Below are 25,024 nucleotides of genomic sequence, written 5' to 3' on the forward strand. Positions count from 1 at the left end.
TGCCAGAGAATATCGTCGTTGAGGTGAGTAACGACAGAAGTTCACCCAAAAAAGTCACAATAAAAGCCTATTGTAATGAAAAGAAAAAACTCCCAAGTGCCGTCAACATTTCATTAGAACAATATGATTCGAATAAGCTCTCTTTTCGTATCAAAGGATCAATTATGTAGGTATGACAGTAAGATAACTGGCCTCATTTTCACTGGGATCAACATCTCATCGAGCCAATGGTGAGGCAAACACGCCTTAACCAAGGCATATTACTGGGAAAAATCACCAGCCAATCGCCGAACCAACAACAAAGTATGTTAGATATACTACAGGCTAACATTGTCCATTCCAGTGCTATTGAAGGGAAAAAGCTGGGGATGACGGAAGAGAGACCGTTTCCAATCACCGAGCAAACCGCTGGGTTAGCTGAAATCATGCTTGATGTGGTTGAAAATCTCGATATGCAAACCAACCATAAGAATAATCAAACTGGTATTCCCCGTTACCTTTTATAATAAAAAACTGTTAGAAGATAATGACATTGGTTTGGATGGTTTTAAGAGGCCACTTTAATGATCTTGGTTATATTGTGTATTAGGATCCCCCAATAATTAAGTGTTATTGGGGGAGGAGTTGCTGATTTAATGGCTGTTAACGATATTGATAAGTACTATGACCACTTGAGAAAAACCATCTATTGCCGTTCGACCAATATATTTCCGGAATCTGTTGACAGGCACTATTTATCTTAAAGCCAACACCATAGAAGCCAGATGAATTAATCGTACACAATGGCAATCCTTGATCACTTTCCACTAGCTGACCAGAAGAATTTGGACTATGTAGCGATAGCCAATCAAATTGGTTTAGCGCTGACACTGGCGTGAAATGAGTACCATCACTTAGTCGATAACTAATTTCACTTCCTAAGGTACATTCATAGGTATCAGGCGTTATTTCATTAACATAACCGTATAGCGTTTTTGGGTATCCTTCTATCTCTTGAGTAAATCGGCAAATTGGAAGTTGCAACCCATCTTTATTTAATTTAGCGATTGAAGCTTTCTCATGATTGTTTAGTTGCTCATATTTAAAGGAGTCAGTGTTAGCGAACCATCCTTGAGGCATTGTTGAAGAGGCCATAAACCATTTGTCAAACTTATTTGAGTTACTATCAGGTCGATGAGCACGCTTCGCTGTTACCGGGAAGTGACGGTATTGAGCATTCTCATCTTTGTAAAAACCGTTTAGATCTTCATCTACATCGAGATAAGGCATATCACCTTTACGGATCAGGTACATCCCTAAGTCAGTCATCATAGGTTGGAATCCAAACCATGAGGCAGCGAAAGCAGTGCCATCATTATAAAGGTGTTTACCATCAAAGCCATGGCCAAACTCGTGAGCTAGGATTCCATAGTAACCATAGTAGTGAAGATAAAAGTTGTTTTCAGAAATACCGGTAATAGATGGGCTACCTAAGCCCCCAACATTTTGAACAACACCCAGGCTTAAGTAATCACGGTTAAGCATTGCATCATAGTAGTGATCATAGTCATTTGGAGTGAAGAAACCATTAGGACCTTCTACTGGGCCTGCATTTCCATAGAATTCCGTCCCGTCTCCGTACATTTCACTGAAATTGAACCAGAATAACTTATACTCTTCAGATGACGCCATGTAAGCAAAGTTTGTCATCATGATGAGGTACTCACGAGCATGAAGTGGGCTCATTGGTAGCCAGTTACCTGTGCTCGCTCCCGTTGTACGTATGTTCCACCGAGGCTTTATTTTTTTGATCTTTTGTACAAATTTATCTGTTTTGGAATTAAATGATGTCTGTAGTAAGTCAGTAAAATTATCATCTCTGCTCATTATTGTACTGAGATCAAATACACCATCATTATTACTACTGTTATAGCGTCCAACTTCACCAAAAGCAGATAGGGGAAGTGTAATTCGTGTAAAGGGTGGCAGTGTGTCGATATTCCCTAATATAAACCACTTATCAATGCCATTTAGTTTTGCAAAAATATCAATGTTGGTGACTGTTTTGGCATTATAGTTAGTGATTTCAACTGTACTATTATCAATAAATTTTGTGTTAATTAACTTATTTATACGTACAGAGCGTAGCTCTGCATTTGTAAGAATGTCTAACGTGTCATTATTAGTATAGATTTTCTGTATTGCACTAGGCATAAGTTGATTAAACTGTACTGGAGTTACCTCAATACTTTGATCTGCGGTAAAAGTGATATTGCTATTAACGATGTACGAGTTAATATTAATATTATTAGCGGTTATCGTTATTAGCTCATTATTATCAAAATGAATATCTTGATAGTTATTAATTTCATCTCCATTTAGTGACTTAATATTTCCTTCAGGCTCAATAAACTCAAAGTTATTAGCGATAAATGTCGATATCTTGTGCCACTCAAGCCGACCATTAATATTTATTATCAAATGTTCGCCTGAACGGTCAATTTTATTAGGGGCTATAGCTACAACTTTTTCAGGCTGTAGTGTGATGCCAGGTTGAATTTTTCTCGTATCGTAAATGGCATAATTATTGTTAGATGTATTTACAAGTAAATAGTCATTTAATATATGCATTTGTACCAATCGATGACTATACTGACCGCTGCCAAATGCCAACGATGCAAAGCGATCCATATGATTCGAGTTTTCAGGTGTTACTTGCGTTTTTTCTATGACGGCAATCTTATCTTTGGCATCGGATATAAATAGATAATTATTGTTACCGACAACTGATTGTGGTCTAAATAAGCCAGTACCTGTAGAACTATCGATACCTATTTGCATGATATGTTGATGATTATTATCAAGATCTAAAACATCAACACGGTTAGATTCCCACGAAACAACAAATAAGTAATTGTCTTCAATGTATAATTCATTTAAGCGATGATATTTGTACGTTTGCCCACTAGATGTTGTGCTGCCCTCAATCCTATCTATAATTTCATTCGTTTTGATATTATAAACATCAATATAATTATTTTGATTTTGCACTGAACGAGTAACATAGAGTCGATCTCTATAGCGTTCTACAGCAGTGGCAGAGAAACGATCTTGATTCAAATCCAGAGGCGTTAATCTTATAGGATTACCAAAATAGCGTACATTAGTATCAAATGAATTAACTGAGCAGCTAGATGTTTCAATTATTACATCGGTAATCTGCCCATTTTGAATACTTCCATCAGGATAATACTCAAGTAGGCAACCATTTCCATAGTTATAGTTACCAAAATATTTGTTTACAAATACTGCACCGTCAGAATATTGGCTTAGCTCCCAATCATCAGTAAAGAATGGGAATAAAGTTTGTATCGCTGAAGCGTCATCCCACGCTCTTAACGGAATTTCCGGATTATTTTTATTATTTAATTTATATTTAATACCACTTAGTTCTATAAAACGCTCATCGTTAATAATAATTACATTGTCTGGGTTTTCTGCATATGTCTGTAATTCTCTTAAGCGATCATTAATTTGATTATATTTAAATTGGTACTCTTGCGTAAAATATTGTTGCTCAGCTGATAATGTTCTATTCATTTCAGAACTAATAGCGAGCGAGAGGGGTAACATCGATATACCAATTACTGTTGATAATAATTTAATCTTCATCATGGTTCCTTCCATCTTTATTAAACCTACTGCATATATAGATGATGCGTATTTTTTAAAAAAATAGAAATACTTATCGTTACGATTTGCATTTTTGCTTTAATTATAACCACTTGAAAAAAAAGAAATAATATGAAGATAAATAAGTATTTGGATACAAATTATTACATTTTAGTTATTGCTGAATAGCTAACTTATTGTGATTGGTCAGAGGTATGCAGAATGATCGTTCTGGATACTCATGTCGTGCATAGCAATATTCTGAGTGGCGTCATCATGGCCTTTTCTCCAGACGTAAAAAAGCCCGCAATTGCTTGCGGGCTTCTCTATTTGGCTCCCTCTGCTGGACTTGAACCAGCGACATACGGATTAACAGTCCGCCGTTCTACCGACTGAACTAAGAGGGAATTGTTTGGAGCAGGTAGCGGGAATCGAACCCGCATCTCAAGCTTGGAAGGCTGGAGTAATAGCCATTATACGATACCTGCGATGTATCTTTACAAATTATGGTGGTGGGGGAAGGATTCGAACCTTCGAAGGCAGTGCCGGCAGATTTACAATCTGCTCCCTTTGGCCACTCGGGAACCCCACCGAAATTTAATGGTGCCGACTACCGGAGTCGAACTGGTGACCTACTGATTACAAGTCAGTTGCTCTACCTACTGAGCTAAGTCGGCACACTAATTTCTTTTTATTGCAGAGCCTAAGCTCAACAATTAAATATGGCGGAGAGATAGGGATTTGAACCCTAGATACGCTATAAACGTATGCCGGTTTTCAAGACCGGTGCTTTCAACCACTCAGCCATCTCTCCGTAAGTGCGGTGAATATTATAGTCCTCAGCGGCAACTGTAAAGCGAAAAAACACAAAAAAGTTCTAACTAGCCATTTTTTAAGCAAAAAGTTCACAAGAAATACATTTATCATTAATTATTATGCTGTTGTCTCTCATATTGGTTCGCATCATCGAATTATTAAGTACAATTCGGCTTCAATTATTAACATCAGAGCATTGTTTATGAAGCTACCCATTATCACTAGCGCACTGTTACTCTCTTTTAGCCAGTTAGCATCAGCACAAATTAGCCAGATTAGCCCCGAGCTAGCGAAAATCGAGCACCAACTAGGAGGCACAGTCGCTGTCGCTGTATATAACGCCAATACTAATACAAGTTGGAGTTACCATGGCGAACAGCGTGTTCCAATGATGAGTACTTTTAAAACCTTAGCCTGTGCCGACCTATTACATCAGGCTGATACTCAACGTATTGACGTAAACCAGGCTATCACAATTAAACAAAGTGATATTTTAAGCTATGCGCCAGTCACAACTGATCGTGTTGGTACCAGCATGACATTGGCTCAATTATGTAATGCAACCATGTTAACCAGTGATAACACTGCTGCTAACCTTGTACTTAATAATATTGGTGGGCCTAAGAGTGTCACGCAATTTATTCGTACTCTTGATGACAAAATCACGCGTCTAGATAGAATCGAGCCTAATGTTAATAATGTCAGTGCTGCAGAACTGCGCGATACCACTACCCCTATCGCGATAAATTCAACCTTATATCATCTTCTATATACAGATGCGTTATCAACAAGTGCTCGCAAGCAGTTAAAGCAATGGATGATGGACAATAAAGTCTCTGATCCCTTACTTCGTGCTGTTTTACCCGCTGGCTGGCACATTGCAGATCGTTCAGGTTATGACAGTACATATGGTTCACGCGGCATTACTGCAGCTGTTTGGCAGCAAGGTAAGCAGCCAATCATGATCAGTATTTATTTAGCCCAAACGGGCAAACCAATGGCGGAACTTAACACCACTATCGCTAATATTGGCCAACTAATTTTTCAGCATTTAAAATAAAGACGAAAAAGAATGCAGAGAGGATCTATTTAGTGTCCTCTTTTGCTATTGTTTATATTATTTATTACAAATTAGATATGATGATGCGTTTACTGATTGCGGGAATAATGGATTTTTTAGGTATGTTACTCACCTTTATCCATAATATTTTAGAGCTATTTAGATAATATCTTACTTTGAGATTTTAGCTGATTATTAATACTACGAGGATAATACAATGCTAAGTTGCCACCAACATGATTATATTGAAATAGCATGTATGCATCATTTGACGATAAAACTCACCCTGAGCGATGGTAGTCAAATTGTAGGTATTGCTCACGATACTTTTTATAATCAAAATCGAGAAGAGTGTATGATGTTATTAGTTGAGCAACAGCAACAACCTATCATATTAGATAATCTTGTATCGATGGTGGCGATCACAAAAAACCCGCATTTTTCGACAATAAATTTCAACTAACGCATTGATTAAAAAACAATTTACATTGTAAATACGATCACTTGTTCTCTATTTACAATAAAAAAATGGCGTTTCTATTTTTCCTAATAGAAACGCCATTTTTAATTATTGATACCATATAGGTAATTATGCAAACCTTATCTCCCCTTGATCATCTAAAGAAAGTGCAGCTTTTGCTTCGCCAATCAATTGTGCTGCATAAGAAGGTGTAACTGCACGTAGCTCGCCTTTCGTTGATAAAAAACTGCCTTCCCATGCTTGATCTCGGTATGTGCCTGATTCTAAGATTTCAACAACTACTTTCATAATAAACCTCAACATTAATTAATAATGGCAAAAACATAAGCTCTTTTGCCTTGCAATCGAATTTACCAGCATTAAATTAATTGTCATCCTACGTAAATTGCAACGTTAGATACACAAATAGAGTGAATTAAAAATCACCATCATTAAAAATGCTTATTTAAGCCTCTTTCTCATATTAAGATCACGACTTCCACATCACGATATGTAAGCAAGCTATTGTTTTTAAACAAAATTAAATACAAACGTCGCTTTTAAGCAATGAAATGACAGTATTTTGCTATTTTGTCTATATTCCGATATTTTTTCATTTAACTTATAAACTTAGACAAAAGGTAGATCTCGAAAAGCAAGTTTTCATTTTTGATCACTTCAATACAGCAAAACTGTCAAACTGGGTGAATTAATCACCACTTCAGCACATTATTGCCAGTAAATAGGCTTATATAAGTCATGGTTATTTGTCTGCAACCGGGCATAACCAGTCCCAATTAAATATAAAAAATACTTATATTAAAAAGCACTTTATGTAACCAATGTCTCACATATGTTACATTTATTACGTTAAAAGTAGAAAAAACACCCAAAAAACACCTAAAATAAATAAGTTTTTTCTATGTATGGAAGGATTAATGACAAGGATTACAGAGAATCACCTCAAATATACAAGCTATAATGGGGTCTTATTTTCTCTAGGGCTGTTTTCAATCGGTACAGCCTTTTTAATGAGTATTTTACCGTTTACTTTTAAGCATTTTGGATTTGATCAATCTTTTGCACGCGATCTCACCAGTATTTTTTACTTAGGTGTACTGCTAGGTATATTCTTAACAAAACCATTATCAATAAACTGCAATTTAAACGAGGAATTTTATTCTTTATCTGCTTATATTTAATAACAGTAACTATTTTAGCGATCTATCCTAATATTTCTATTTGGTTAATCTGTCGCTTTTTTGCAGGAATAGCGGTTGCTGGTATTTATATTTCATGTGAATCATGGCTATTGTTAGTTACACCAAAATCGCAACAAGCCGCACGATTAGCAACCAATACCGCAGTATTATGTTTAGGCCGTGCTGTCGGTCAAACAGGAGTTAGTATTACAGGAACCGAAGGCTATACGCCTTTTATTGCTATTTCTATAATGATTATTTGTTCACTTATACCATTAATGGTGATGTGCAAATCGACACCAATAATCACTAAAGCAACTAAAATAAATTTAGACATTATGGGAAAAATTAATATTCAAGGCTTATTGGGTTGTCTAGCTTCTGGGTTAATTTTAGGTTCTTTATATGGTTTAATGCCATTAGAACTCCATAATTGTGGTTATGATCACCACCAAGCTAGCTATTTTATGGTGAGTATTATTATTGGTGGCATATTGACAAAACCGATAGCAAAAGTCATTCAAACCAGAGTAACTAAATCACAATCTATTATTATATTTAGCGCAGTCGGTATTGCGACTATGCTAGGTTTTCAATTCACTGAAAATACAATAATACTGTTTACTTGCAGCACCCTATTTGGCAGCGCTATTTTTGCCTTATACCCAATCGCCATTGCGCAATCCACACAATCACTGAATGATGAGCTGTTATTTGCTAATGCTCAAATTATGTTCTTTGCTTTTAGTATTGGTGCCGTTCTCAGCCCTTTATTTGCTCATCCTTTTATGTCTGTTCCACATGGGCTACTGGATTATTTTATTATTATATTTGTAGGTATTGCGGCTTATCTCTTAATTCATAAAGCGCCGCCTGAATCAAAAGTTCAACCCACTTAATCGCAAAAAAGCTAGCGTGTAAACTGACTCTCACCCATTAATATTCATGAGTGAGAGTCTTTTTGATTACGATTATGCTGGCTTTTGGTTATTTAACCGCTACATTCTGATAGCTAAATTTACCATTATCTAACGCTTGAATATGTTCTTGTTTAGCATTGAAGTTAAGTGTTGCTAAGTCAACTCGGCGAATGGTGCTGTTGTGCATTGTTTTGTAGTACAACTCGCCATTATTTTGATCAATAACTGATGTCCATTGCGTCGCACTTGGTAGATCAGGAATATGAGCTTTATCATTAAACTCACTCCCAATTGGAATATCAAAATTATTCAGAATATGAAATGCTTGTGATACTGCCTGCTGTGCTGTTTTTAAAACGGGTGCGCTATTAACGTAAAATGCAGCACGAACAAATCGCGACGGTGGTGAGATGTCACCAGGTAAGCCAACGAAATTAGAACCGACACCAAAAGACTGTGCTGCTACTCCATTAATCTGCTGCGGCTTACTAATACCTGGGTGTAAATTGATATAGTTATTAAGGTTAGTCACTTGCCAATTATAATCAGGCGAATTAGTTAGCACTTTAGCGGTATTTTTATGAATATTAATCTTACCGTGATCCATAATTTCTATCACAATACTATTGCCCTGCTTATCAGATACTCGCCAATGTGCAGTCGGTGATGGCTGGCCTTTTTCATCAAAATAAACCGTCACGATCTTTATTTTATGCAAAGCCGCTTCTACTTCAGCAACTGTTGAATATTGGCTTAACATCCAACGCACAAAGTCCATATCAGTAATATTATTGGCGGTATCTTTTGGATCATAAGTTGCTAGTGAGCCGTAACCACGAAAATAAAATAGCCCTGCCGTTAAGCCCTTTTCATTGATCCCTTCGGCAATGAACTTATCATCACTTACAGATATGCCAGCAAAACCATACTTACTCTTCCACGTTAGTCCTGATTTCTGATCAGGCATGGTTGAAGTATACGAATAATCACGCGGTGCAATAACCAATTTACTATTAAGATCACTGTGTCCCCACTCAATAGTACGCGCTTGAATATGATCATTACCTGTTGTAGCTAATGTAATGCCAGTACAAGCATTAGCAGCCTGGCTAAATCCGATCGCAACAACCAACGCTAATAAGGTTTTTTTCATTGCTAAAAATTCCATAATTAAAAATATATGGCGTTATTTTACCTTGAGTATGAAGAAAAAAAACCGTACAAAATTAAACAAACAAAAAAAAACCCACGCAAGTTCGTGGGTTTCTGATAAATAAGCTATTTTGTAAGCTTAGATAGCCCAACCACCGGCATAAAAGATGACTAATGCAATCGCAATAATAACAGTGCCAATATTAAGGCGTTTAACATCACCCGATACCACACGTCCAATCACTAAACTCACAAAGCCAAGCATGATTCCGGTAACAATATTCCCCGTAAGAACAATGAAAACAGCACATAACAACCCTGATAACGCATCAACAGAGTCGTTCATATCCAGTTTACTGACATTACTCAACATTAATAAACCGACATACATTAATGCAGGCGCGGTCGCATAAGACGGTACTAAATAACTTACTGGCGCTAAAAACAGCATCAATACAAATAACAGACCAACCGTCGTTGCTGTCAAACCGGTTTTACCACCCGCAGCTGTGCCCGCTGCAGATTCAATATAAACAGCAGCAGGTGAGCCACCGACAAAACCTGCAAAAATACTACTTACAGAGTCGGCGGTTAATGCTTTACCACCACTGATAATATTACCGCGCTCAGTCAATAAATTCGCTTGGCCAGCGACAGCACGAATGGTACCCGTTGCATCAAAAATAGCCGTCATCACTAACGCTAATACTGTCGGTAAGATCACCGGATTAAGCGCGCCCATAATATCAAGAGAGCCTAATAATGAACCGTTGCCGCCAAATGTTGGTAATGCAAACAAACCGTGGTATTTCACATTGGGATCAAAAATCAACCCAAACACAGAAATCGCAATAATCACCAATAAAATACCACCTGGTACTCGACGCTTTTCAAGCCCAAGAATAGCCGCTAAACCCACCAACGACATAATCACTGGCAGTGACACAAAATCACCAAAAGCGACAGGTAAGCCCGCTTGGGGATTTTTAATAACCAAACCGACACCGTTAGCGGCAATCAACAATAAAAACAAACCAATACCGATACCAGTACCATGTGCAATCCCGGTTGGCATGTTTCTCATGATCCAACCACGAATACCGGTAACCGTAATAAAAGTAAACACCACGCCCATCAAGAACACCGCACCTAATGCAACCGGAATACTAACGCCTTGTCCGAGCACTAAGCTAAATGCAGTAAAAGCCGTTAATGATATTGCACAACCAATAGCCATTGGCAGACGCGCCCATAGCCCCATCAGCAATGAACCAAAAGCCGCCACTAAACAGGTTGCTATAAAAACTGCACTTTGATCAAACCCAGCTGCACCCAACATGCTTGGTACTACAATCACCGAATAGACCATAGCTAAAAAAGTGGTTAACCCTGCGATAATTTCTTGTTTAACACTGCTACCACGTGCTGATATTTGAAAATAACGGTCTAAACCACGTGTTGATTCATTTGGAGTGTTATGTGTACTGTCAACAGACATGATGTCTTCCTATAATTGTCTGGTTTCAATCCGCTATCATTGGTCGCTAATCCTCATTTACCACCAACGCAAACGTTTACTTTATTGGAGAAAATAAAAGGCTGACATTATTATGGCTCAGCCTTTAGATCATTCTTTACCTAACAATGATACCTAGAAAGTCACTCTCCCTGCCACTATAAACTGATATTCTGATCAAATAACAATAATATTTTCATCATCACCATAAAAATTCATTACGTTATCGATAAAAAATAATCCCAACAAAAGTGTGATGGATGTAACATTATTTTACTTATTGAAAATTAAATAGAAAAATATTCTATATAGCCTTTCTATAAGTAAGGAATATACGATTTTTTTCTTTACGACTAAATGTATACTCGCAATCAATAACTAACATGTAACGTTAGCTACATATTGAAATGGCAAATATTTAAATTTGCTTTAAATCCGTAATTTTTGATCTTTTATATAGATCGTTAGGTGATTGCAATGAAACACACATTTTGGCCGGCATTTATTGATGTTGTAAAACGCGATGTTGTTCCTGCACTAGGTTGTACAGAGCCTGTATCGGTTGCACTCGCCGCAGCAATAGCTGTGAATAAACTTAATATAAACTATCAGAATATTACTGCGATTAATGTGCAGGTTTCAGCCAATTTAATGAAAAATGGTATGGGAGTAACCGTTCCTGGTACGGGTATGGTTGGACTTGAAATTGCAGCCGCTGCTGGTGCTGTCGCTGGTGATAGCAATGCACAATTAGAAGTGCTTAAAAACCTTACCGCTAACGATGTTGCTATCGCAAAAAACATGTTAGATCAAAAAATGGTGACTGTTAGCGTTGCTAATGTGAGTAATATTCTTTATTCCAAAGTCACCATCTTTAGTGCCGATCGCTCTGCTAGCGTGACGATAGCAAATAGCCACACCCATGTGTTGGCCATTGAAGAAGACGGGATCACAACTTATATTGCCGATCCACAACCGACATCAACAGCAACCAAATCGATTACAAGTAATCCTTTTAGTGATGCCTCTGCACAAGATATTTTTGACTTTGCAACCCAAGCACCATTAGCTGATATTGCGTTTATTAAGCAGGCTTATCAACTAAACAACGACCTTTCAATTGAAGGCTTAGAAGGCAATTATGGTCTCCAAGTTGGCGCGACATTTAAACGCAGTATGGAGCGCGGTTTACTTGCTGGTGGTTTATTAACCGATGTCTTACTCCGTACAGCAGCAGCTTCTGATGCGCGTATGGGCGGCGCAATGAAACCAGCCATGAGTAATTCAGGCTCTGGCAACCAAGGAATAGCTGCGACCATGCCTGTGGTTGTGGTGGCTGAATTTATTAATGCCAATGATGAGCAACTTATTCGTGCATTAATGTTGTCGCATTTAATGGCGATTTACATTAAAAGCTATCAAAATAAATTATCAGCACTATGTGGCGCAACAACTGCCTCAATGGGCGCTGTTGCTGGTATGACATGGTTACTCGGTGGTGATATCAAGCAAATTAGCATCGCGATTAACAGTATGATTGGTGATATTGCAGGTATGATCTGTGATGGCGCCAAAACCAGTTGTGCAATGAAAGTATCATCATCAGCTGGCTCTGCTGTAAAATCAGCATTAATGGCATTAGATGGCATCGGCGTAACGGGCAATGAAGGTATTGTCGCTCATGATGTAGACAGTACTATTCGTAATTTATCAATGCTTGCCAATGGTTCAATGACACAGACCGATGTGCAGATCCTTGATATTATGATTAATAAATAACCATACATTCACTAATATAGTAGCTAATGCCTCTAGGTATACATAAAAAGTAAGGTAACTAATTTACTTTTTTAGCTTTATCTAGAGGATTATATTGCACCAATTGTACAGTTCTCAGAAAAAAACAGTAAAAACCGCATTTTTCTCCCCTCGAGTATTCCATTTCGTTATATCAAATTACTTCTAGTTATTTAAGAAACACGCTATTAGCGTAATAATTCTGTCATAAATAACACAAACGCTATTAGAAATAACCACCATCTAATCTAATAAAAATCGCACAATTCAGCTTTTTTATATTACGTCATCTTATGCATTTTCATATTATGATTTGTTTTGATATGTGGGTCTAAAATATATAAATAACATAAACTTAAAGTACGTTTTATGAGTAATGCACACTCATTTATGCTGCTATTTGATTATAGTTTGACTGCTTTATATTTCTAATAATATGCAAAAAAAGGCCGGCATTTGCCGTAAAAAATAATAAACCAAATAATGTGATTTGGTTAACTATTCAGGCTGAAATTAATATGAATCAAACAGTCAATTTATCTCAAACAGCAGTACCCAATACACCACTACATGTTCAAGCCAATATGACCCAACAACAATGGCAGCAAGCGATCAAATTTGACCATGTCGACATTGGCTGGATCGTGATGAGCATTGGTATGGCGGTTGGTGCCGGGATTGTATTCTTACCTGTTCAAGTAGGTGTAATGGGATTATGGGTATTTTTGCTATCAGCAGTGATTGGTTACCCTGCCATGTATTTATTCCAAAAATTATTCATTAATACATTAGCGGAATCGAAAAAGTGTACTGACTATCCGGGGGTCATTTCAGGCTACCTCGGAAAAAACTGGGGTATTGGTCTCGGGATCCTGTATTTTTTAATGTTAGTGATCTGGGTGCTGGTCTATTCATTAACCGTTACCAATGATAGTGCCTCTTACTTACACTCATTTGGCATAACGAAAACCCATCTTAACCATAACGTCTTTTATGGCTTAGCCCTGATTAGCTTATTAAGTTATATCGGTTCTAAAAGTGAAAAGTTCTTATTTAAGATCTCAGGGTTTATGGCTGTCACGGTATTGCTGTTAGTTGCAGTGATGAGCTTGTTATTAGTTCCTCAATGGAGCTTTGCTAATATCACACCGGTTCAAGACTGGGGATTGATGCTTAAAAATGCGATTATTACATTGCCATTTACCCTTACATCGATTCTGTTCATTCAATCATTGAGCCCGATGGTTATCTCTTACCGCTCACATGAAAAATCGATTGAAGTCGCACGTTATAAAGCGACGCGTGCAATGAAAATTGCGTTTACTATTTTATTTGTTGTCGTATTTTTCTTTGCCGTATCGTTTACTTTCGCGATAAATCAAACTGAAGCCAAGCATGCGATGGAATTAAATATTTCAGCACTGGCAATGATTGCACATTACTTCCCTGGTAGCTGGGCAACAATTGTTGGCATAGTCATTAATATCTTTGCGGTTGTTACGTCCTTTTTTGGCGTATTCCTCGCCTTTAAAGAAGCTTGCCGCGGTCTTATGATGAACTTATTAGAGCGTAAATTTGAAGCTCACAAAATTAACACCAAACTGGTTGATAAGTTTACTACTGCTTTTATTATTCTAATTGCATGGGGCGCAGTTGCTTTAAATTTACCTATCCTCTCCTTTACCTCTATTTGTTCGCCTATCTTTGGTATTGTGGGCTGCTTAATTCCGGCATATTTAGTCTATCAAGTGCCGAGCTTGCATAAATATAAAGGTACAGCGACCAACCTAATTATTATTACAGGGGTTTTATTGTGTATTTCACCCTTGTTAGCTTTTATTTAGGTTTAACGTAATATAAAAAAACGCCGCAATCATGATGATTGCGGCGTTTTCGTTTAAATATAAAACAAGCCTACATTAAGCAGTAACAGCATCAACTTGTTTATTCGCTTTCACACGTTTTTGTGCCATAGCAACTCCAGTGAGTACCATAAGACCACCAACATAATGGTAGCTATGTAACTGCTCACCTAACATCACACTTGCAATACCAGCAGCCATAATAGGCAACAAATTCATGAACATCGCAGTTCTATCTGCGCCTAAGCGTTCAATGCTTTGCATCCATAACCATGGTGCTAATACTGACGCTAATAATGCGGCATACATGATCAAGGGCGCAGCTGATGCCGTAATTGCCATACGATGACTGGTTAACAATAGTGGCGTTAACATCACCACAGCAAAGAGACATTGTACGTACACTGAATGCCAATTTGAGATCGGCATTTTCCAACGTTTAAGTAACACACAATATAATGCATATACAACAGCGGCTATCAACATTAAGCCATCGCCCTGTTTGATCCCTTGGCTCACCAAACTACTAATGTGACCATGGCTAAGCATTAACACTAAACCACTTAATGATAGAACCGCACCAACCAGAGCAAAAGCTGATAAGCGTTGGCCTAATAATGGCACGCTTAAGAACATACTCACCAAAGGTACTAATGAAATAATCAAGGCAATATTGGTCGCACTGGTGGTTGCCGCAGCAAAATAGCCTAATGATTGGTTAAGCACCATACCAAGTAAGCCTAAAAAAGCTAACTTGGTAAGATAAGGTTTAATAACAGCTCGTTCGCGCCACACAGACTTAGCTAAAAAAGGGGTTAACGCAACTAAAGCAAAAAACCAGCGATAAAAAGAAATCGCCCCAGGATCAATGACACTAAATGCCATCTTATTGACAATGGCATTCCCTGCCCAGATTGCAACAGTAAAAAAAGGTAATAAATAGAACATTGTCAGCCTTAGATAAAACAGTCATTTCAATAAAGGACATTGAAATAGATAACAACACTATTTTGTCATTTCCTATGAGAAATATATATTCGTGATCGGACATAGAAAATGCTTAGTCGGACATTTATGGCTTGGTTAAATGGTCAGCAATGAGTAAAACGACAAAACCCTAAATTTCTTACGTCTATATCAGCATAAGAAATTTAGGGCTTCAAAGAAACGCGAAGATGTATCACGCCTTCACTATTGATCGTCTGCTAATGGCTCTTTTTCACAAAACATTGTCGCAGCTAATCGTGCCAGATTATAAGCATCAACATAACCTGAATGCTGGCGTCCTTCCCATTCCACCCCAGCAATTTCCATTGCCGCTCGTTGTCCTAAACGCTTATTAGTGACATGACGCTGTAATTTAAATAATGTCGCTAAATTTAAATATTCACGAAACGGCATTTTTAATTCTTTAGCTGCACACTCTTTATGTAAAATGCGATCATCGTGGCCCCAAGCCGCATAGATTTTATGGCGACCACCAAACTTTTGTTCAATCGAACGTAAAATAGTTGCCAATGGCTTACCATTTTTTTCAATCAAATCGGGTTTAATTCCAGTTAATTCGCTGCAAAAAGGCGAAATTTCATCATGTTCAGGTCGTACATAATGCTGAGCACGTCGCACAATACGTCCTGTATTTAAATCCAGCTCCGCTACTCCAATTTCGATGATTTCACCAGTTCGCGATGTGCGGCCATCATTCCAGCAGCACATTTCGAGGTCAAAACAGACAATACGATCAAAATTCATTAAGTTATCCAAGAGTCACGGCGTAAAACGGGCGCAGATAATACCATTTTGTCACCATGGGTTCATCCTTGTGCGCCAGATTATTATTGATCTTTTATATACAACAAAACTAAATGACTATCTGCGATACAACTTTCTCTGCCCCTTGTTGCGAGGCGTGATGCGCATCATGATACAAAGGCTGTGAGTCTTGGACCGCATAACAATATTGTTCATCACAAAACGCTTGTTGAGTATTGATAAAATGAACATTCGCTGGATAGTTAGCGTGTTTAAAATGACGCAAAATATCGTGATTGCGCTGGTTATAATAAGACTTAGACATTGATACGATATTTTTAACAGGCTGACCTACCCAGTAATGTTCATAAAATAACTTACTAATAGTACGTCCCATTTCAGGTACAGGTTCAATCACATAAACATTTTTTTTCGTTTTTGCTAATTGTAAAACTAACTTATCAAATGACGTTAGAATATCAGCATATTGGGCTGTCTTTCGATGTAGTAATCGTGGATAAACCCCTTCATTTTCACCGTATAGCCCTGCCGAATACCGATTAATCAATACCACATTTTGAATATGTTTATCTTGTAAAATATAATTAGCCGCCTCGTTATACCATCGAGAACAATGACTGAAGTTATTCTGTTGACCGTAAGAAGGAATACAGCCCGCAAAACTAAAATGTTTTAACCCTTGATCGGTTACTTTTAAACGATTTGCTAAAGCATAACTAATACTGATCGCATGGCTATCACCTAATACTGCCCAATCAATATTATTACCATAGTACTCACACGCTTTTGCTGGATCTTGGTAATCATAAACATGGCAATTAACACGGTTCGGCGTCGGCTTAATGTCTTTAACGATATTATTAACACTCGCAGGAAACCTATCAACGGCAAAGCCATTATTTTTAAATACCACCGCTGCAAGCCCACCAACAACAATCACTAACCACACCGGTAGGGAGGTCATTAATTGACGAGGTATTGATGCTGATTGAGACGCCATTTTACGATTTTCAATATAGCGATAACTTAAAGCACCGAATAATACCGATAATGGAATACCGATAAATTCAAAATATGGAATAGACAAATAGTAACCAATCACCACCAGCGGCCAATGCCATAAATAAATTGAATATGACCATAAGCCTATTCGCTGTAGAATAACGGCATTAAAAAAGCTTTGCTGGCGATTAGCTAAAATAATCAAAAATGCGCCTTCAACAGGCATTAATGCTAAATACCCCGGCCACATGTCTTTTTCACTCATGGTACTATAAGAAGCAATAATTAATAGCACCCCAAGCCATTGACAATATTTTTTATTTTTTTCATTAAGTTGGACTGGGTATAGATATACCAATCCACCTAACATCATCTCCCATCCACGAACAGGAAGCAGAAAATAAGCATAAGTTGGATTTTGATGGCTAACGTAGAGATTAAACAGAAAGCCACACCCCGTAATCACTACCAGTATTTTTTTAATCGTTGCTAATTTGAAGATTTTATTCAGTATAACTAATACAACAGGATAGATAATATAGAACTGCCATTCTGCAGACAGCGACCACGTATGTAATAGCCATTTTTCATGTGATCCAGCATCAAAATAACCCGATTCTTTAAAATAAAAAATATTTGAAATAAAGCCACTGCTACCAGCAATATGCTTACCTAAAATACGATAATCAACCGGGGTTAAGTAAAACCAACCTAAAATTAATAATACACTGCACATCGCCATCAATGGTGGAATAATACGATTAGCACGCGCGATATAAAATTTAATAGTAGAGAATTGATTGTTTTCCAATCCTCTAAATATAATACTGGTCATTAAAAAACCAGAGATAACAAAAAAAACATCCACCCCAGCAAAACCACCAGGAATACGAATCCAGGCTGGATTAAAATGGAACAATACCACTGCAATAACAGCTAAGGCACGTAAGCCGTTAATATCAGTTCTAAATTTCATAACATTCCTATATAGATCACATCTTTAGGGGCAAATAAAAAACATTTGAAAATAAACGATAATCTCAGTGCTTATGTCATAAAAAAAACAATAATAGCATTTATTGACAATTAATTATTCGTGATAAGAATTATCTATAAATGGTTAATTTAATATTGTTATTTGTGATGTTTATCATGTATTAAAATTAGATTGGAGTCTTTAATTTATACTGGCGACAAAGGAAGAAATGCTTTAGCGAAATTGCTACTTTTATCCGGTTCTGAATGGCTGATATACTTATAAATTGGCTCTAGTGTTTGGATCGAATAATGGCGACTATTTACAACCCAATTATTGATAATAATAATCCACCTAATGATATTTTTTTTGTTCATGAAGTGTTTGAGCCAGATACGAGTACTCTCAACCATAGTCATTACTGGGGACAATTACACCTAGTCAGCAATGGTATTATTGAACTGAGTACGTCAAATAAACGTTTTTTAGCCCCACCACGCTATGCATTGTGGATGCCGCCAATGATGGAGCACAAAAGCTATATTCGCCGTAGTCTTAACTATTGTTCAATGAATATTTGCCCGCCGCTATCCGATCAACTACCCGCTTACCCTTGTTTATTGGAAGTTAGCGCCATTATGACCGCAATTATTGAAGATCTTCGCCAACGTCAAATCATGGTCGCAACGACCGAACAAGACAAGCATTTAGTCACGGTGTTATTTGATCAACTTTTATTGTGCCAAGAACATGATCAGTTTTTACCTACCAGCGAAGATAAATTACTACAACCGATTTTAATTGAATTAGAACATAATCCAATTAATAACCTCTCATTGGCACAATGGGCTCAACAACTGCATACGACTGAGCGTACCTTAGCGCGTCATTATAAAAATAAATTAGGCATCAGTTTTACTGAATGGCGCCAACGACGTAAATTTATTTATTCATTGCATCTATTACGCCAAGGCATGTCGGTTAACGAAACCGCATTAACCTTAGGCTACCATCAAGCATCGCCGTTTATTACCTTATTTAAAAAATACACTGGCGCAACCCCAGATCAATACCGTTTAAGGTTAGATTAGTCCAATCCGTTTGGCTAACAATGATAAAAATCACGCCAGTATTGAACCGTATAATCCACTCTTTTTATTGCTGCAATCAAAAATAAACACCATTGGCGCATGTTCTGTGCGCAAGATCGCTTTCTCACGACCTCAAACCTGAGAGTTAAATCACAACTCATTTGGCTGGTTACAAATGTCCAGCAAATGCACCCTTTATCCCATACCGATAATTACTTTAGCTGCACATAATGGCTCCAACAAAACGGCTTTCTGCCATCTTAAACCTGTTATGTTGTTGTCCTTACCCGTGGCCAATGTTTCATAACGAAATGGAGTGATTCTTATGAAAAACCAATTGTCGCAATTAAAACGGCACCTTTTAACAGGTACCAGTCACATGTTACCGTTCGTTGTTGCAGGTGGTGTACTACTTGCCCTGTCAGTAATGTTAGGTGGTAAAGGTGCAGTCCCTCAAGGTGTATTCCTTGAAGGTTTATGGGACATGGGTATTGCTGGTTTCACTCTCTTCGTACCAGTGCTAGGTGGCTACATTGCTTACTCTATCGCTGACCGTCCAGCACTTGCTCCGGGTATGATTGGCGCTTACCTTGCCAACCAAGTTAACGCCGGCTTTATTGGTGCAATCATTGTCGGTTTTATTGCTGGTTACGTTGTTCTCCAACTAAAACGTATTCCACTATCAAACAAGCTCAAAGCCATCTCAACTTATTTTATTCTTCCTATTGGTGGTACGTTCATTGTTTCAGGTCTAGTTATCTGGGTTATTGGTGCACCTATTGCAATGGCAATGGAAGGCATGAACGCTTGGCTACAAGGCATGGCGGGTACATCTAAAGCATTCCTAGGTGTGATTCTTGGTGGTATGACAGCCTTTGATATGGGTGGTCCAATCAACAAAGTTGCGACTCTATTTGCTCAAACACAAGTCGGTACTCAACCATGGTTAATGGGGGGGGTTGGTGTTGCTATCTGTGTGCCACCTCTAGGTATGTTCCTTGCTACGCTTCTATCACCTAAGCGTTACTCTGATGAAGAGCGTGAAGCCGGTAAAGCGGCAGGTATCATGGGTTGTATCGGTATCACTGAAGGCGCAATCCCATTCGCAGCAGCAGATCCAGTACGTGTTATCCCTTCAATCGTTGTTGGCGGTATCGTTGGTAACGTAACAGCCTTCTTATTTGGTGTCCTAAACCATGCACCATGGGGCGGTCTGATTGTACTACCCGTTGTTGATGGTCGTATCTTCTATGTCGTGGCTATCATTGCAGGCTCAGTAACAACAGCCTTAATGGTTAACTTCCTTAAAAAACCGATTGCAGATCGCCAAGAAGAACAGGCACCTACCGCTGCTTCTGACGACCTTGACCTAAGTTTTGATTAATAACATCGCATTCACTTATCACCGCGTTAAACGCATTAAATAATAAATTTGGAGATTCACATGAAAGTATTAGCTATCACATCTTGCCCATCTGGTGTTGCACATACATACATGGCAGCAGAAGCATTAGAAGTTGCAGCAAAAGCAAAAGGTTGGGATGTTAAAGTTGAAACCCAAGGCTCTATCGGTATTGAAAACGAAATCACCATGAGTGACGTTGCTGATGCTGATATCGTGATTCTAACGAAAGATATCGCGATCAAAAACGAAGAGCGTTTTGCAGGTAAGAAAATTGTTCGAGTTGGTGTGGCAGATGCGGTAAAGAAAGCACCGCAAATCATGGATAAAATTGAAGCGCACCTTGCTCAAGCGTAATCATCCTTAAGGCACTGTTACCTCACAGTGTCTTTATTCCCCCAACATCAAGCCATCTTAGATCACGTTATTTAAGGTGGCTTTTTCTATAACAGCTGAAAAATGCGCATAACCGTATTCTTAACCAAATAAACTGGCATCAAGATAACAATTTCAAGAGCATTATATCGCATTCAAAGGTTAGCTAACTGATAATACGCATATTCACACATAGGGTATGTTAGCTAGATTGATTAGTTAGTCCACATCCATAAAAAATAACAATAAGTAGACGCAAGAGATGCATAATATTTTTATCGATTTACTCGATAGTGCCATTACTGATTTTGAGTCCTTAAATGACATTTGGTTTGCTGGTGACTCATTACCGCCGCTAGAATCGAGCTATCAAGTTAACTTTCCTCGCTTAGAATTAGTCTTTAAAGGCCATTACGCCAATACCTTTGATAATCAGCAACCTGATGCTACTAATATTACGCTTGGGGTCGGTGAAGCGTTATTTATTCCAGCCAATGCTTGGAACAAACCTGATTGGCAACATGAGTGCTCGGTACTCAGTTTATTATTTGGTAAAAGCCAACTTGGTTTTAGTCTTGTGAGTAAGCGAGCCAATGAAGATGGTTTTTATGATGTGCAAAAATACAGTGTGCCGCAGCGCAGTAGCCATGCCATTGATCATATTCTCAATGCACTATCAAGCTTAGCTCATGAAAAGAAAAAACAGCCGGCTGATAAATTTTTGTTAATGGCCTTATTATGCTATTGCAAAGATATGCTTGAAATGCCGACCACCGATTGTACTCGTCGTAGCCAAGATTTATTTAAAGGCATTTGTATTTACGTTCAAGAAAATTTCCATCGCAACATCAACCGTAATACTGTTGCAGAACGATTTAATATTTCACCGAACCATTTATCACGCTTATTTCGCCAAGAAGGCCATATGCGTTTTGCCGATTATATCGCTTGGGTACGATTAGAGCGGGCAAAGTTTATGTTAAAGCGCTACAACTTCCGTTTAGAAGAGGTCGCTAATCGCTGTGGTTATCACGATTCAAACTATTTTTGTCGTGTATTTAAACGCAAAACGGGTAAAACGCCCACGGAATACCGCGTCCACTAAGCCTGTAAAGCAGTAGTTTCGCTACTGCTTTTTTTATTTGCGCCATCTCAATATTAAATCGTCATTAGTGTTAATTGTAACAGTAGTAACACTCGACAAAAGTGATCAACGGCGGTCACAATTCATTCAAATTGATACAAAAGTCCAGTGATTGCATGCTTAATCCACTGCTAATTAGCTTTATATCGTAATAGACTTCTATTTCATTGTGTTTCGTCTTGTTTCATTTTCACACAATAATAAGGATTATTACGTGTCTCATATTTCATTAGATGGTCAGTGGACGCTCACTTCACCTCAGCATTCTCATATTCATACGACGTGCACTTTACCTGGTGATGTTCACTCTGCCCTGATTGCCGCAGAGTTATTACCTCAGCCTTATTATGGCTGCAATGAAACCTTAGTTCAGTGGGTAGGAGAAAGTGAATGGTTACTTACTCGCGAGTTTACAGTTGATAGCCATCTACTCGAGGCAACAGCAGTAGATTTGAATTTATCGTTTGTCGATACCATGGCGAGCATCTGCATTAACGGTACCCAAGTATTAAGCTGCAGTAATATGTTTCGCTGCTATCACGTTGATATCCTTCCCTACCTGCAATTAGGGACCAACCACATCAGCATTGCATTAGCCCGTAATGATATCGAAGCCCAACGCCGCGCCGAAAAATTACCTTTTGCTGTACCATGGGCGGTTGGCAATAATCAGATCCCACACCTAAATACTCTTCGTAAAACCCAATGTCATGCAGGTTGGGATTGGGGCATTTGTTTATTATCAACCGGAATATATAACTCACTAACACTTACCCCTATTTATAACACTCGCTTGCAGCATGTGCGCACCCAACAAGCATGGTTAGCCAACGGAGATTGTGAAGTCACAGTGACGATTGATTGTGACATCTTAGTTGAACAAACCACACAAACCCTTGAAATCAACTTTGATAAGCAAGTGCACACTATTGCAATTGATACTGCAGTTAAAGGGCCTCAAACCGTCACCCTTGCTGTTGTTGTCACGGAACCACAGCGTTGGTGGCCAGCAGGTTATGGTGATCAACCGCTATATCCATTAACCGTCACCCTTAACCATCACACCATCACTAAAAAACTCGGTTTACGTGAATTACGCTTAGATACCCAAGTCGATGCCATTGGCAGTGCGATGACATTTGTGGTTAATGGTAATCCAATTACCGCTAAAGGGGCTAATTGGATCCCCCTTGATGCCCTTCCGAGCCGCCAAACGCCTGAACGTTATCGACAACTATTAGAAGATGCGGTCGCAGCCAATATGAATATGATCCGTGTTTGGGGCGGTGGCATGTATGAGCACGATATTTTTTATGAATTGTGCGATGAGCTTGGTTTATTAGTGTGGCAGGATCTGATGTTTGCCTGCGCGTTATACCCATCGACACCTGAATTTCTGGCAGATGTTGAATTAGAAATTGTTGACCAAGTTAAACGCTTAGCCGATCACCCTGCCCTCGCTTTATGGTGTGGTGATAACGAAGTCATTGGCGCAATTGGTTGGTATGACGAATCTAAACACAATCGTGAAAAGTACGTGGTCAACTACGATCGTTTAAATCGCATGCTACAACAAGTGGTTGAACAGTACGATCCAAGCCGTCGTTTTTGGGCCAGCTCGCCGTGTAATGGTGAATTAGATTTTGGTGATGCGTGGCACGATGACAACCGTGGCGATATGCATTTTTGGGATGTGTGGCACTCGGGTAAATCATTTGACGCTTATCACAGTGTAAAACCACGTTTTTGTTCAGAGTTTGGTTACCAATCATGGCCGTCTTTACCAACGGTAAAAACCTTTGCTGATGATGAAGATTGGAACGTTACTTCACCAACATTTGAACAACATCAAAAGAACGGCCGCGGTAATAGCATTATCACTGAAATGTTTACCCGCTATTTCCGTTTTCCCGTTGGCTTTGCCAATATGCTCTATTTAAGCCAAGTACAACAGGCAATAGCAATTAAAACGGCGTCTGAATTTTGGCGAGCACATAAACAACATTGTCGTGGCATTCTCTACTGGCAACTGAATGATTGTTGGCCAGTGAGTTCATGGTCAAGTATTGAATATACCGGGCGCTGGAAACAACTGCATCACCATGCTAAACGCTTCTTTGCACCTGTAATGGCAACATTTATTCAACAGCCACAACAGCCATTATGCTTACATGTGGTCAATGACCATCATCAACCAATGCCAATTACCGGAAAGGTGATCAAGGTAGATTGGCAAGGCAATGTGCTTGAAACTTGGGATCTAGACACTCAATTAGCCCCTGATAGCAGTACAGTTTTATGGCAATCTGATCAACAGTTAACAACCACAGCTGCTAAACAGGTCTTTTACCACGTACGCTTAATTTGTGCCGATGGTAGCGTGACTGAAAATGACCATTACCCATGTTTATTTAAACACGCACAATTGCAACAACCAGCAATCACTATTGAATGGCACCAAGATAACGATGCCATTTGGTTAGAGTTAGACTGCGACTATCCAGCATTATTTGTTGAACCACAACTTGAATGCCAAGGTCGCTTTAGTGATAGTAGCTTTACCTTATTACCAAGCCATATTAGTGGTTATAAACAGCGAATTTATTATAAAGGTGAATGTAATCTTGAGACATTAAAACAAAGTTTAACCTTATATCACCTTCGTGGCAGTTATTAATTTATAAATTAAGCTAACCACTATTTAAAATAATACCTATACGCATATTATTATATGCGTATCTTGTTACAGCTATTATTTATTATTTTTTTATTCCTATTGGCTCATTAAATATAAAAAATGAGGTCCATCTTTGATTAAATAAATA

Annotated in this window: 19 protein-coding genes, 5 tRNA genes and 1 pseudogene; 13 read left to right on the top strand and 12 right to left on the bottom strand. The window is 38.3% G+C overall.

Going from position 1 to position 25,024, the window contains the following annotated elements:
* Positions 1 to 182 precede the first annotated feature (182 nt).
* A pseudogene (locus PMAL9190_RS16330) lies at positions 183 to 452 on the top strand (DUF4172 domain-containing protein); the annotation flags it as partial.
* 190 nt (positions 453 to 642) lie between these two features.
* Here the strand turns inward: PMAL9190_RS16330 and PMAL9190_RS16335 are convergent.
* From PMAL9190_RS16335 to PMAL9190_RS16360, 6 genes are all read right to left on the bottom strand, one after another.
* The gene (locus PMAL9190_RS16335; protein WP_159458404.1) at positions 643 to 3,654 is read right to left on the bottom strand and encodes a YncE family protein; all 3,012 of its coding nucleotides are present in this window, start codon (positions 3,652 to 3,654) and stop codon (positions 643 to 645) included.
* A 328-nt stretch (positions 3,655 to 3,982) separates the two neighbouring features.
* Positions 3,983 to 4,058: transfer RNA gene (locus PMAL9190_RS16340), tRNA-Asn, on the bottom strand.
* Between the two features lie 6 nt (positions 4,059 to 4,064).
* Positions 4,065 to 4,139 (bottom strand) — tRNA-Gly (locus PMAL9190_RS16345).
* 19 nt (positions 4,140 to 4,158) lie between these two features.
* Positions 4,159 to 4,243: transfer RNA gene (locus PMAL9190_RS16350), tRNA-Tyr, on the bottom strand.
* Positions 4,244 to 4,252: 9 nt separating this feature from the next.
* A tRNA-Thr gene (locus tag PMAL9190_RS16355) sits at positions 4,253 to 4,328 on the bottom strand.
* A gap of 46 nt (positions 4,329 to 4,374) precedes the next feature.
* A tRNA-Ser gene (locus tag PMAL9190_RS16360) sits at positions 4,375 to 4,465 on the bottom strand.
* A gap of 204 nt (positions 4,466 to 4,669) precedes the next feature.
* On the opposite strand from PMAL9190_RS16360, the gene bla reads away from it, so the two are divergent.
* From bla to PMAL9190_RS16370, 3 genes are read left to right on the top strand one after another with little or no spacing between them, the layout of a single operon-like run.
* Positions 4,670 to 5,527, top strand: coding sequence for a class A beta-lactamase (bla, locus tag PMAL9190_RS16365; RefSeq protein WP_087846096.1), 858 nt, complete (start codon positions 4,670 to 4,672; stop codon positions 5,525 to 5,527).
* Positions 5,528 to 5,559: 32 nt separating this feature from the next.
* Entirely contained in the window at positions 5,560 to 5,694 is a 135-nt protein-coding gene (locus tag PMAL9190_RS20460; RefSeq protein WP_268808126.1) for a hypothetical protein, read from the top strand.
* Positions 5,695 to 5,744: 50 nt separating this feature from the next.
* A complete protein-coding gene (locus tag PMAL9190_RS16370; protein WP_065168704.1) occupies positions 5,745 to 5,990 on the top strand; it encodes a Rho-binding antiterminator in 246 nt (81 codons plus the stop codon).
* A gap of 126 nt (positions 5,991 to 6,116) precedes the next feature.
* Here PMAL9190_RS16370 and PMAL9190_RS16375 read toward each other — a convergent pair whose 3' ends face one another.
* Entirely contained in the window at positions 6,117 to 6,296 is a 180-nt protein-coding gene (locus PMAL9190_RS16375) for a hypothetical protein (RefSeq protein WP_087846097.1), read from the bottom strand.
* Positions 6,297 to 6,925: 629 nt separating this feature from the next.
* Between PMAL9190_RS16375 and PMAL9190_RS20420 the strand changes: the two genes are divergently transcribed.
* Positions 6,926 to 7,189 carry a hypothetical protein gene (locus tag PMAL9190_RS20420; RefSeq protein WP_235004374.1) on the top strand — a complete coding sequence of 88 codons (264 nt, stop codon included), beginning with the start codon at positions 6,926 to 6,928 and terminating at the stop codon, positions 7,187 to 7,189.
* A gap of 11 nt (positions 7,190 to 7,200) precedes the next feature.
* Positions 7,201 to 8,088, top strand: coding sequence for an MFS transporter (locus PMAL9190_RS16380; RefSeq protein ID WP_370738781.1), 888 nt, complete (start codon positions 7,201 to 7,203; stop codon positions 8,086 to 8,088).
* A gap of 88 nt (positions 8,089 to 8,176) precedes the next feature.
* Here the strand turns inward: PMAL9190_RS16380 and PMAL9190_RS16385 are convergent, their stop codons facing one another.
* Both PMAL9190_RS16385 and PMAL9190_RS16390 read right to left on the bottom strand, forming a co-directional pair.
* Positions 8,177 to 9,262 (bottom strand): linear amide C-N hydrolase, encoded by a 1,086-nt coding sequence (locus PMAL9190_RS16385; protein WP_087846099.1) that lies wholly within the window; start codon positions 9,260 to 9,262, stop codon positions 8,177 to 8,179.
* A gap of 138 nt (positions 9,263 to 9,400) precedes the next feature.
* Complete coding sequence (locus PMAL9190_RS16390) at positions 9,401 to 10,759, bottom strand: NCS2 family permease (protein WP_087846100.1); 1,359 nt, start codon at positions 10,757 to 10,759, stop codon at positions 9,401 to 9,403.
* A gap of 495 nt (positions 10,760 to 11,254) precedes the next feature.
* On the opposite strand from PMAL9190_RS16390, the gene PMAL9190_RS16395 reads away from it, so the two are divergent.
* Together PMAL9190_RS16395 and PMAL9190_RS16400 are read left to right on the top strand one after the other, a co-directional pair.
* Positions 11,255 to 12,556, top strand: a complete 1,302-nt coding sequence (locus PMAL9190_RS16395) for an L-cysteine desulfidase family protein (RefSeq protein ID WP_087846101.1) — start codon at positions 11,255 to 11,257, stop codon at positions 12,554 to 12,556.
* Between the two features lie 536 nt (positions 12,557 to 13,092).
* Positions 13,093 to 14,418 carry an SLC5/6 family protein gene (locus PMAL9190_RS16400; RefSeq protein ID WP_159458405.1) on the top strand — a complete coding sequence of 442 codons (1,326 nt, stop codon included), beginning with the start codon at positions 13,093 to 13,095 and terminating at the stop codon, positions 14,416 to 14,418.
* A gap of 75 nt (positions 14,419 to 14,493) precedes the next feature.
* Here the strand turns inward: PMAL9190_RS16400 and PMAL9190_RS16405 are convergent, their stop codons facing one another.
* The 3 genes from PMAL9190_RS16405 to PMAL9190_RS16415 all read right to left on the bottom strand — a co-directional run bounded on the left by PMAL9190_RS16405 (position 14,494) and on the right by PMAL9190_RS16415 (position 18,187).
* Positions 14,494 to 15,384 carry a DMT family transporter gene (locus PMAL9190_RS16405; RefSeq protein ID WP_087846102.1) on the bottom strand — a complete coding sequence of 297 codons (891 nt, stop codon included), beginning with the start codon at positions 15,382 to 15,384 and terminating at the stop codon, positions 14,494 to 14,496.
* Between the two features lie 243 nt (positions 15,385 to 15,627).
* On the bottom strand, positions 15,628 to 16,188 hold the full coding sequence (locus PMAL9190_RS16410) for a 3'-5' exonuclease (RefSeq protein WP_087846103.1): 561 nt from the start codon (positions 16,186 to 16,188) through the stop codon (positions 15,628 to 15,630).
* A gap of 109 nt (positions 16,189 to 16,297) precedes the next feature.
* A complete protein-coding gene (locus tag PMAL9190_RS16415) occupies positions 16,298 to 18,187 on the bottom strand; it encodes an acyltransferase family protein (protein WP_087846104.1) in 1,890 nt (629 codons plus the stop codon).
* A gap of 311 nt (positions 18,188 to 18,498) precedes the next feature.
* Here PMAL9190_RS16415 and PMAL9190_RS16420 point away from each other — a divergent pair, with 311 nt between their 5' ends.
* The 5 genes from PMAL9190_RS16420 to PMAL9190_RS16440 all read left to right on the top strand — a co-directional run bounded on the left by PMAL9190_RS16420 (position 18,499) and on the right by PMAL9190_RS16440 (position 24,876).
* Positions 18,499 to 19,278, top strand: coding sequence for an AraC family transcriptional regulator (locus PMAL9190_RS16420; RefSeq protein WP_087846105.1), 780 nt, complete (start codon positions 18,499 to 18,501; stop codon positions 19,276 to 19,278).
* Between the two features lie 325 nt (positions 19,279 to 19,603).
* On the top strand, positions 19,604 to 20,662 hold the full coding sequence (locus PMAL9190_RS16425; RefSeq protein WP_060996895.1) for a PTS fructose transporter subunit EIIC: 1,059 nt from the start codon (positions 19,604 to 19,606) through the stop codon (positions 20,660 to 20,662).
* A gap of 60 nt (positions 20,663 to 20,722) precedes the next feature.
* Positions 20,723 to 21,037, top strand: a complete 315-nt coding sequence (locus PMAL9190_RS16430) for a PTS fructose-like transporter subunit IIB (protein WP_065168695.1) — start codon at positions 20,723 to 20,725, stop codon at positions 21,035 to 21,037.
* Between the two features lie 280 nt (positions 21,038 to 21,317).
* Positions 21,318 to 22,160: a helix-turn-helix transcriptional regulator gene (locus tag PMAL9190_RS16435; protein WP_087846106.1), complete on the top strand. Its 843-nt coding sequence runs from the start codon at positions 21,318 to 21,320 to the stop codon at positions 22,158 to 22,160.
* Between the two features lie 253 nt (positions 22,161 to 22,413).
* A complete protein-coding gene (locus PMAL9190_RS16440) occupies positions 22,414 to 24,876 on the top strand; it encodes a beta-mannosidase (protein ID WP_087846107.1) in 2,463 nt (820 codons plus the stop codon).
* The last annotated feature ends 148 nt before the right edge of the window (positions 24,877 to 25,024 follow it).

It is taken from the genome of Photobacterium malacitanum, assembly GCF_900185615.1.
Lineage (GTDB): Bacteria > Pseudomonadota > Gammaproteobacteria > Enterobacterales > Vibrionaceae > Photobacterium > Photobacterium malacitanum.